We start from the raw sequence: 9,367 nt of genomic DNA, 5'->3' as shown, positions 1-9,367 counted from the left end.
TAAAGCAAAATTAATAAGTTGAAGTTAGCATTGACAAGGTACTTAGGCCTTAAAACCCCCTCCCGGCCTCCCCCTTCGCAGGGGGACGGAGTAAGCACTTTCCTCATTTCCCCCCAATGGAATCTTACACTCATGAAAATCGCTCTCGTCACCGGCGCCAGCCGCGGCATTGGCCGTGCAACGGCTCTTCTTCTTGCGCAGCAGGGTTACGCCGTCGGTGTGAATTACGTGAATAACGAAACCGCAGCGCAATCTGTTATCGATGAAATCCATCAGGCCGGTGGCAAAGCCATCGCGCTGAAGGCTGATATTGCCGATGAAGCGCAGGTTGTCGCGATGTTCAAACAGTTGAGCGCCGAACTCGGCCCGATCACTGCGCTGGTGAATAATGCCGGGATTTTGTTCCAGCAGACCACCATTGAAAATCTCTCTGCTGCACGTATCAACAAAGTGCTGACGACTAACGTGACCGGGTATTTCCTGTGCTGCCGTGAGGCGGTGAAAATCATGTCACACCGGCATGGCGGAAAGGGCGGGGCGATTGTGAATGTGTCCTCGGCGGCTTCCCGTTTAGGTGCGCCGGGTGAATATGTCGATTACGCGGCATCGAAAGGTGCGGTGGATACCCTGACAACCGGTCTGGCGCTGGAAGTGGCGGCGTACGGTATCCGCGTTAACTGTGTGCGTCCGGGTCTGATCTACACCGACATGCACGCCAGCGGCGGTGAGCCGGGACGCGTCGATCGCGTGAAAGCCAATCTGCCGATGCAGCGCGGCGGTCAGCCGGAAGAAGTCGCACAGGCGATTGCCTGGTTGCTGTCGGATTCCGCCTCTTACGCCACCGGCAGCTTTCTCGATCTGGCTGGCGGCAGATAGTCAGCGTAAATCATTGATAGCGGGGTTCGCTCCCCGTTCACTCCCCCAAAACGGTCAAATCCACACAACCGGTCATTAACGGTCATTAAATTGCACGAGGAATTGTGACCGTTTGCAAATCTGTTGCTGTTCTGTTGCAACGCAAATGACGATTTAATGCCGTTCCCACCACAGATCCAAACTTTAACATTTCATCTTTTCTCACCTTTTCGTGACAACTATCACAGGACGATTGTGGCAAAAAATGCGCACAGTCGCCTTTGAGGCACTGCGCATTCCATAAACATCCGGCTGCGTATCCTATTTGACATCGGGAAAGAGGAATCACCACATGCTGCCAGTAGAGCGACATCGATATATCACCGAAATTCTCAGCCAGCGCGGACGCATTCTTGTGCAGGAAGTGGCGCAGCTATGCCGCATCTCGCTGGAAACCGCGCGGCGGGATCTGGCGCTGCTGGAAAAGCGTGGCGTGCTGTTACGCAGCCATGGCGGCGCGGTGTTTAAAGAACATTCGGCGGCAGAAAAAACCTATGTGCCGTCGCAGATTGAACAGGGTGAATCCTTTCGTGACCGCAGCAATCAGTCGCCGGACAGCAAAACGCGTATCGCCAAACGGGCGTTACAGCTGATCAATCCCGGCGATTGCCTGCTGCTCGACAGCAGTTCCAGCAGCTGGTTTCTGGCGCGCCAGTTGCCTGACATTCAGCTGGTGGTGCTGACCAACTCGGTGCACATCATTCAGACGCTGGCGGTGAAAGCTAACGTGCGGGTGATCGGACTGGGCGGCGAATACTCGGCGAAGTATGAAGATTTTGTCGGCGTGCTGGCTGAACAAATGCTGAAAGAGTTCGTCATCAACAAACTGTTTTTCTCCTGTCACGGCATCAGCCACGAAGGCGGTATCCGTGAAAGTAACGAGCATCACGCACGGCTGAAACAGCAAATGCTGCTTTCCTCCGAGCACAAAATTTTGCTGGCTGACTCCAGCAAATTCGGCCGCCGCTCTTTTGCGCGGATCTGCCACTACCGGGAAATCGACACACTGATAACAGACCATCTGGAGGATGAAGAATTCCGCCAGGAACTGGCCTGGAGCAACGTTAACGTGATTGAAGTTTCTCCGTCACCCCTACAGAAAAAAACTAAAAACAGCCGCAACGGCCCGTTAGCTGCGGCACATAACTGACCTCCCAGGAGAGTAAACATGATCAAGAAATCCGTTCTTGCCTGCCTGTTCGCCACAGCCATGTTGTCCCTGTCTGCGCACGCCGCCGACAAAATTCGCATGGGCGTGGTGGTGAAAGTCGGCGGTAACGCCTGGTTCAACGCGATGGAAGCCGGGATCAAAAGCGAAGCGGCCAAACGCGGGATTGACGCGTGGCAGGTCGGGCCGACCAGTGCGGATCCGGCGTTACAGGTGCGTGCGATTGAAGATTTGATCGCCCAGAAAGTGGATGTGATCGGCGTGGTGCCCAACGACGCCCGCGTGCTTGAGCCGGTACTGAAACGTGCTCACGACGCCGGGATCAAAGTCATCGTGCATGAATCGCCGGATCAGAAATATGCCGACTGGGATTTCGAAATGGTCGATGCCACGCAGCACGGCATTAATCACATGATCGCGCTGGCGCAGTGTATGAAAGAGAAAGGCGATTACGCGGTATACGTCGGAAGTCTTACCGTCCCACTCCATCAGAAATGGGCTGATGCCGCCATCAATTACCAGAAAGAACATTATCCGGATATGCATCTGGTCGGCGACAAATTTGGTGTCGGCGAATCCCTTGATGACAGCATCCGTACCACCAACGACCTGATGTCCAAAGATGCCAACCTGAAAGGCATTCTGGCGATCGGCTCGCAAGGCCCGATTGGCGCAGGCCGCGCGGTGCTTAACCGTGGCAAAACTGACGACATCTGTGTGTTCGGGCCATTCAGTCCGGGTCAGGGCGCCAGTCTGGTGAAAGCCGGGGCCATCAAAGGCGGCTTTATCTGGAACCCGATGGTCGCGGGTGAAGTCTTTGTGCGCATCGCCGAGAAGCTGGAGAAAGGCGAAAAAATCACTGACGGCATGACCATTGAAGGCATGGGCAAAGTGAAAGTCGATGAAGCAACGCACACCATTCTGGGCAACGAAACCGAAAGCCTGGACAAAGCGAACCTGCCGAAACTGGTCAAAATGGGGCTGTAATCATGGCAATCTCCGAGATCATTCAAACAGAGAACGCGCCGCTGATTGATGTGCAAAACCTGTCGGTGACGTTTGGCGGGCAGCGTGCACTCAACGACATTTCCCTGCGGCTGATGCAGGGCGAAGTTCACTGCCTGGCGGGCACCAACGGCTGCGGGAAAAGTACGTTGATCAAAGTGATCTCGGGGGTTTATCAGCCGGACAACGGTTGCCAGATCACGCTCAGCTCGCCGTCGCAGGGCAGCCAGAGTTTCAGCAAACTCTCTCCGGATCAGGCACGTCAGTTTGGCGTGCAGGTGATTTATCAGGACTTGTCGCTGTTCCCGAACCTCAGCGTGTTCGAGAACATCGCCTTCGACCACAACTTACAAGGGCTGATGGGCTGGTATCGCCCGTCGCGCCTGCGGAAAACCGCGCAGCGCATTCTGACTGAACTGAATTACACGCTGGATCTCGACAGCAAAGTCTCGGCGCTGCCGATTGCCCAGCGCCAGCAGGTGGCGATTTGCCGTGCACTGGTCGCCGATGCGCGGTTAGTGATTATGGATGAGCCGACGGCCTCGCTGACCCGCACCGAAGTGAATCAGTTGCTGCGCACCGTGCATTATCTGAAAAGCAAAGGCATCAGCGTGGTGTTCGTCAGCCATCGCCTCGATGAAGTGCTGGAGATTTCCGACAGCGTCACGGTGATCCGTGACGGCAAAAAGGTCGGCACATTCCCGGCCTCTGAAGTCAGCAGCGAACGCCTGACCGAACTGATGACCGGCCTGAAACTCGATTACCGCCTGAAAGCCGCCAACATGAATGACGAACGCATCATGCTGGAAACCGACAAACTCAGCCGCGCAGGCCAGTATCACGACGTCAGTTTCAAACTGCATGCCGGAGAAGTGCTCGGTTTATGCGGTCTGCTCGGTTCCGGCCGCACCGAACTGGCACTCAGTCTGTTCGGCATGACCAAACCCGACAGCGGCAAAATCTACCTCGACAGCAAGCCGGTGCGTTTTCGCAGCCATGAAGACGCGATCAAATCCGGCGTCGGTTATGTGTCGGAAGATCGCCTGACGCTCGGCCTGATCCAGCAACAATCGGTGGGCGACAACACCGTGCTGGCGATCATGGATCAGCTGCGCAGCCGTTTTCATCTGATCGACGAATACCGCAAAAACAAGATCATTCAGCAGTGGATCGAAAAACTCGGCGTCAAAGTCGCCAGTCCCGAACAGGCGATTTCCACCCTTTCCGGTGGCAATCAGCAAAAGATCGTCCTCGCGAAATGGGTGCTGACACAGCCGAAAATCCTGATCCTCGATTCGCCAACGGTCGGCGTCGATGTCGGCGCGAAAGCCAGCATTTATCAGTTGATCCACCAACTGGCGGAAGAGGGGATTTCCATCCTGCTGATTTCCGACGAAGTGCCGGAAGTCTATTTCAACTGTGACCGCGTGCTGCATTTCAGTGAAGGCACGGTGGTTGGCGAATATCTGCCGGGCGCGATTACCCAGCAACAACTTGCGGAGGCGGTCAATGCTTAAGCTCAGCCGGTTACGCCCGTCCAGCAACGAAGGTTATTTAGCCTGGGTATTGCTGGTGGTGATCGTCACCTTTTCCTTACTCAACAACCAGTTTCTGACTTTACAGAACCTGCTGGATCTGACCGAAAGCTACGCCGTCAGCGGCATCTTTGCCCTCGGCCTGTTCGTGGTGCTGGTCACCGGCGGAATCGATATTTCGTTCGCCGCCGTGGCTTCTGTCGTGCAGTACCTCATCGCCACGCTGGCGATTCACTACGGCCTGAGCAGCCCGACCGGCAGCATTTTACTGGCGGTCGCCATCGGCACGGTGCTCGGGATGATCAACGCGATTCTGATCTACTGCCTGCGCATCGTGTCGATCATCGTCACCATCAGTATGCAGTCGCTGCTGTTTGGCATGCTGATGTGGCTGACCAACGGCACCAGTTTGTACGACCTGCCGGACTGGCTGACGACGCCAATCCGTGTGCTGCCGTTCAGCGTCGGCGAGCAGCATTATCAGATTGGATTGCCGGTGGTGGTGATGTTAGTGGTCGCCGGACTGAGCTGGATCCTGCTTAACAAAACCCATCTCGGACGCCAGTTATTTGCGGTCGGCGGTGACCAGGAATCCGCACGCCGTATCGGTATCCGCGTCGGTTTGCTGCATCTGTTTGCTTACGGATATCTCGGCGCGATGGCGGCGATTGGCGGGCTGGTGCAGGTGTATCGCGTCGGTGAAGTGGTGCCGAATGCACTGGTCGGCGGCGAGCTGGATGTACTGGCGGCGGCAGTGCTCGGCGGTGCCAGTCTCAACGGCGGCAAAGGCAGCGTGGTCGGCACCCTGATGGGCGTGTTCCTGATTGGCGTGCTGAAAAACGGCCTCAACCTGATCGGCGTTTCCAGCTACTTCATGAACATCGTCATCGGCGTGGTGATCGTCGCGGCCATCACCGTCACCCATTACAAGAAACGCAAAGAAACCGAAGTCGGCTTCGCCTGAGGAAAACCGCTATGTTCGCAAAAAGCAGAAATGTGAGTCTTAAAGCGAAGCCCGATGCGCGGCCTCGCCTGAAAATCGCTTCCCTGAAAATAGATAGCACGACATTGGGATTATCGCTGTTATTGCTGGTGGTGATCATCGGTTTCAGCCTGGCGATGCCGGGGCGCTTCTTCAGTGACGCCACCTTTATGAGCGTCGCCTTCCAGCTGCCGGAACTCGGTTTACTGACGCTGGCGATGTTTATCCCGATCCTCAGCGGCGGCCTGAACCTGTGCATTATCGCCACCGCTAACCTGACCAGCTTACTGATGGCATGGGTGTTTCTCACCTGGTTGCCGCCGGATGCCAGCATGGCGATGCAGGCGGTCTGGCTGACGCTGGCGCTGGTTGGCGCAATGATTCTGGCGCTGGTGATTGGCATGCTGACCGGCGCGCTGGTGGCGTATGTCGGCGCCCATCCGATTCTGGTGACGCTGGCGACCATGACCATGGTGAACGGCGTCGGCATCTACCTTTCACGCGGTGCGGCGATCAGCGGTATGCCGGACATCGTGCGCTTTATCGGCGCGGAAACCCTGCTCGGCGTGCCGGTTCCGCTGATTATCTTCCTGCTGACTGCAGCCTTAATCGCGGTGTTTTTAGAGCGCACCCGCCTCGGTAAATACATCTACATGAGCGGAAGCAACATCAACGCCACCCATTTCAGCGGCGTGAATACCCACCGCGTGCTGATCGCCATCTACGTGATTTCCAGCATGTTATGCGTGATTGCCGGACTCATCATGATGGCGCGTTTCAACTCGGCGCGCATGGGCTACGGCGACTCGTATCTGCTGCTGACGGTACTGGCCATCATTCTCGGCGGCACCGATCCCAACGGTGGCTTCGGCAAAGTCGCGGGCGTGGTGCTCTCGCTGATTGTCCTGCAGGTGATTTCCACCGGCCTGAATCTGATGAACGTCAGCCCGCATTTCAGCCTGGCGATGTGGGGCGCGGTACTGATTGTGGTGCTGGCGCTGAAATTCTTCCGCAGCCGTTATCTGCAAAAAAGGGCAGGGCGAATGAGCGCTGCCAAAGCGCGGGCGGCTCAACCTTAAACACTTTTTTAAAATTGCCTCTGACTTAGGAAAACATCATGGAATACAAAATTTCTCCGTCGCTGATGTGCATGAGCCTGATCGACATTAAACAGCAACTCGAGGTGCTGAACCGTCGCGCCGACATGCTGCACATCGACATCATGGATGGCCATTACGTCAAAAACATCACGCTGTCGCCGTTCTTTATTGAGCAGATCCGCCCGCATACGCCGCTGGTTCTGGACGTGCATATGATGGTGGAAAACCCGGCTGACTTTATCGAGCCAATCGCCAAAGCCGGTGCCGATTTTATTTGTCCGCATGCCGAAACCATTAACCGCGACGCGTTCCGCATCATTAATCAGATCCGCTCGCTGGGCAAAAAAGTCGGCGTGGTGCTCAACCCCGCGACACCGGTGGAATACATCCAGCACTACATTCATCTGCTGGATAAAATCACCGTGATGACCGTCGATCCGGGCTACGCCGGTCAGCCGTTCATCCCTGAAATGCTGGAGAAAATCGCGCAACTGCGTGATCTCAAAAAGCAAAAAGGCTACCGCTATCTGATCGAAATCGACGGGTCCTGCAACCTGCGCACCTATCAGGATCTGATGGGCGCGGGCGCGGAAGTGCTGATCGTCGGCAGTTCCGGCCTGTTCACGCTGGACAACGATCTGGATGTTGCCTGGGACAAAATGCTCGATCAGATGCGTCAGGCGCGTCACGCAGCCTGAGGGCAGGAGAGCCGTATGCCGCACTTTCTTGGAGTGGATGTCGGGGGCACCAATACCCGTTTAATGCTGATGGACAGCCAGCAAAATTTTCGCGGCTACCACAAAATCCCGACCCAAAGCTGGGCGGGGCAGTCCGATCCGTTACAGGGGCTGGAAAACCTGATCACGGCGTATTTGCAGGAACAGGACCCGCATAATCAGGTGGCGCAGGTGATGCTCGGGCTGCCGGGCATATTGTCCCGCGACCGCCAGACCGTGCTGTCGCTGCCGTTTATCTCCGCGCTGGATAATCAGCCGGTGGCGGCGCTGCTCTCGCAACGTTTACACCTGCCGGTGGCGATGGACAAAGACGTTAACCATCTGATGTGGTGGGATTTAACCCAGCACAGCGCACTGCCGGACGTCGCCGTCGGGCTGTATCTCGGCACCGGGCTGGGCAACAGTTTGTGGATCAACGGTGATTTTTACCACGGCGCGCACGGCGGTGCGGGTGAACTGGGGCACATTCCGCTGGCGGGGAATCCGTTGCTTTGCCCCTGCGGCAAAACCGGCTGCGTCGAGACGCTGACGTCCGGCAACTGGCTGACCGGCTGGGCGCGGCAACATGCGCCACAAACGCCGTTCGCCGACCTGTTTGTACGTCATGCCGGGCATGTGGATTTAACTGAATTTGTGGCACGACTGGCGCGCACCGTCGCCAGTGAAATGAACATTCTGGATCCCGAATATCTGGTGCTGGGCGGCGGTGTGCTGGCGATGGAAAACTTCCCGCTGGCCGAACTGGAACAGCAGCTACGCAGCCATCTGCGCAGCCCGTATCCGGCGAACGGCCTGACCATTCATTTCAGCGCCGTCACCGACGAGACCGGTTGTCGTGGCGCGTGTCTGGCCGCACAGCGCGTTTTTCCGTCGCAGCCAGCTCTGGCCGCCGGAACATTTTCCTTCAGGAGAGAGGCATGAACAAAGGCAAGGTATGCGTATTTGGGTCTTTCAACCTCGATATCGTCGCAGGCATGGCGCGTTTCCCCAAACCGGGAGAATCCCTGATTGCCCGCAACAGCATGATGGGCGCGGGCGGCAAGGGCGCCAACCAGGCGGTCGCCGCACTGCGTGCCGGTGCGCGGGTGCATTACATCGGTAAAGTTGGTCGCGATGATTTCGGCATGTTTGCCCGCCGCCATCTCGACAGCGCCGGTTTCGACGCCGTCACGTTGTTCTCCACCAGCGAATGCCCGACCGGCAACGCGCTGATTTATGTCGCCGGAGCCGATGCCGAAAACATGATTGCCGTTGATCCGGGCGCCAACCTGACGGTCACCGACGAAGAAGTCGAACAATGCCGTCCGGCCGTCGCCGCCGCTGATATCCTGCTGACGCAGCTCGAAAACAATCTGCCTGCGATTGAAAAACTGATCGGCATCGCGAAGGAAAATGACACCTACATTATCCTCAACCCCGCGCCGTTCCAGCCGGTGTCCGACCATCTGCTGTCGCAGGTTGATTTACTGACGCCGAACGCCACGGAATGCACGCTGCTGACCGGTATTGAAGTCCGCGATATTCCCTCTGCCCAACGCGCCGCCCACGCGCTGCACGCTAAAGGGATCCAGGCACTGATCATCACGTTAGGCACGCAGGGCGCATTGCTTTCAGTCAACGGCGAAACGCAGATTATCCATGCCTGTCCGGCGATCCCGGTGGATACCACTGGTGCAGGTGACGCCTTTAACGGCGCGCTGGCCTCCCAACTCGCCGCCGGCGCCACACTCCGTGAAGCCGCGCAGTTCGCATCCGCCTACGCCTCGGTTTGTGTGGAAAGAGCAGGCGCGGCGGCATCGATGCCGACATACGAAGAAGCGCGTGAGAGGATGGGAGTTGTGGTGGTTTGAAGCGGGTTTTCTTTTGCTCCTGCGAAAGCTGCAGGTTTTTCTTTACTCCTCCCCCTGCGAAGGGGGGAGGTTGGG

Annotated in this window: 9 protein-coding genes; all 9 read left to right on the top strand. The window is 57.0% G+C overall.

Features of this window, described 5'->3' with window-relative positions:
• Positions 1 to 132: 132 nt before the first annotated feature.
• The gene (locus tag UC14_RS19305; protein WP_112198233.1) at positions 133 to 876 is read left to right on the top strand and encodes an SDR family oxidoreductase; all 744 of its coding nucleotides are present in this window, start codon (positions 133 to 135) and stop codon (positions 874 to 876) included.
• 331 nt (positions 877 to 1,207) lie between these two features.
• The gene (locus UC14_RS19300) at positions 1,208 to 2,065 is read left to right on the top strand and encodes a DeoR/GlpR family DNA-binding transcription regulator (RefSeq protein WP_013576779.1); all 858 of its coding nucleotides are present in this window, start codon (positions 1,208 to 1,210) and stop codon (positions 2,063 to 2,065) included.
• An 18-nt stretch (positions 2,066 to 2,083) separates the two neighbouring features.
• Positions 2,084 to 3,070: a substrate-binding domain-containing protein gene (locus UC14_RS19295; RefSeq protein ID WP_013576778.1), complete on the top strand. Its 987-nt coding sequence runs from the start codon at positions 2,084 to 2,086 to the stop codon at positions 3,068 to 3,070.
• Between the two features lie 2 nt (positions 3,071 to 3,072).
• The gene (locus tag UC14_RS19290) at positions 3,073 to 4,605 is read left to right on the top strand and encodes a sugar ABC transporter ATP-binding protein (RefSeq protein WP_112198232.1); all 1,533 of its coding nucleotides are present in this window, start codon (positions 3,073 to 3,075) and stop codon (positions 4,603 to 4,605) included.
• Positions 4,598 to 5,587, top strand: coding sequence for an ABC transporter permease (locus UC14_RS19285; RefSeq protein WP_112198231.1), 990 nt, complete (start codon positions 4,598 to 4,600; stop codon positions 5,585 to 5,587). The genes UC14_RS19290 and UC14_RS19285 overlap by 8 nt, the downstream gene beginning before the upstream one ends.
• 11 nt (positions 5,588 to 5,598) lie before the next feature.
• Positions 5,599 to 6,684: an ABC transporter permease gene (locus tag UC14_RS19280; protein WP_112150865.1), complete on the top strand. Its 1,086-nt coding sequence runs from the start codon at positions 5,599 to 5,601 to the stop codon at positions 6,682 to 6,684.
• Positions 6,685 to 6,722: 38 nt separating this feature from the next.
• The gene (alsE, locus tag UC14_RS19275) at positions 6,723 to 7,403 is read left to right on the top strand and encodes a D-allulose 6-phosphate 3-epimerase (protein WP_112198230.1); all 681 of its coding nucleotides are present in this window, start codon (positions 6,723 to 6,725) and stop codon (positions 7,401 to 7,403) included.
• 15 nt (positions 7,404 to 7,418) lie between these two features.
• Positions 7,419 to 8,363 (top strand): allose kinase, encoded by a 945-nt coding sequence (gene alsK / locus UC14_RS19270; protein ID WP_112198229.1) that lies wholly within the window; start codon positions 7,419 to 7,421, stop codon positions 8,361 to 8,363.
• The gene (rbsK, locus tag UC14_RS19265) at positions 8,360 to 9,292 is read left to right on the top strand and encodes a ribokinase (RefSeq protein WP_112198228.1); all 933 of its coding nucleotides are present in this window, start codon (positions 8,360 to 8,362) and stop codon (positions 9,290 to 9,292) included. The genes alsK and rbsK overlap by 4 nt, the downstream gene beginning before the upstream one ends.
• Positions 9,293 to 9,367 lie beyond the last annotated feature (75 nt).

The organism is Rahnella sp. NRRL B-41462 (genome assembly GCF_003263525.1).
In the GTDB taxonomy this organism is placed as follows: domain Bacteria; phylum Pseudomonadota; class Gammaproteobacteria; order Enterobacterales; family Enterobacteriaceae; genus Rahnella; species Rahnella aceris.
Note: the sequence above shows the minus strand (reverse complement) of the source record. Positions and strands in the feature narration are given on the sequence as shown.

What these genes read in the sequence shown, in the direction of transcription:
- rbsK (WP_112198228.1), top strand. Translation starts at nt 8,360, where the DNA reads ATGAACAAAGGCAAGGTATGCGTATTTGGGTCTTTCAACCTCGATATC.
- UC14_RS19285 (WP_112198231.1), top strand. Translation starts at nt 4,598, where the DNA reads ATGCTTAAGCTCAGCCGGTTACGCCCGTCCAGCAACGAAGGTTATTTA.
- UC14_RS19300 (WP_013576779.1), top strand. Translation starts at nt 1,208, where the DNA reads ATGCTGCCAGTAGAGCGACATCGATATATCACCGAAATTCTCAGCCAG.
- alsE (WP_112198230.1), top strand. Translation starts at nt 6,723, where the DNA reads ATGGAATACAAAATTTCTCCGTCGCTGATGTGCATGAGCCTGATCGAC.
- alsK (WP_112198229.1), top strand. Translation starts at nt 7,419, where the DNA reads ATGCCGCACTTTCTTGGAGTGGATGTCGGGGGCACCAATACCCGTTTA.
- UC14_RS19280 (WP_112150865.1), top strand. Translation starts at nt 5,599, where the DNA reads ATGTTCGCAAAAAGCAGAAATGTGAGTCTTAAAGCGAAGCCCGATGCG.
- UC14_RS19295 (WP_013576778.1), top strand. Translation starts at nt 2,084, where the DNA reads ATGATCAAGAAATCCGTTCTTGCCTGCCTGTTCGCCACAGCCATGTTG.
- UC14_RS19305 (WP_112198233.1), top strand. Translation starts at nt 133, where the DNA reads ATGAAAATCGCTCTCGTCACCGGCGCCAGCCGCGGCATTGGCCGTGCA.
- UC14_RS19290 (WP_112198232.1), top strand. Translation starts at nt 3,073, where the DNA reads ATGGCAATCTCCGAGATCATTCAAACAGAGAACGCGCCGCTGATTGAT.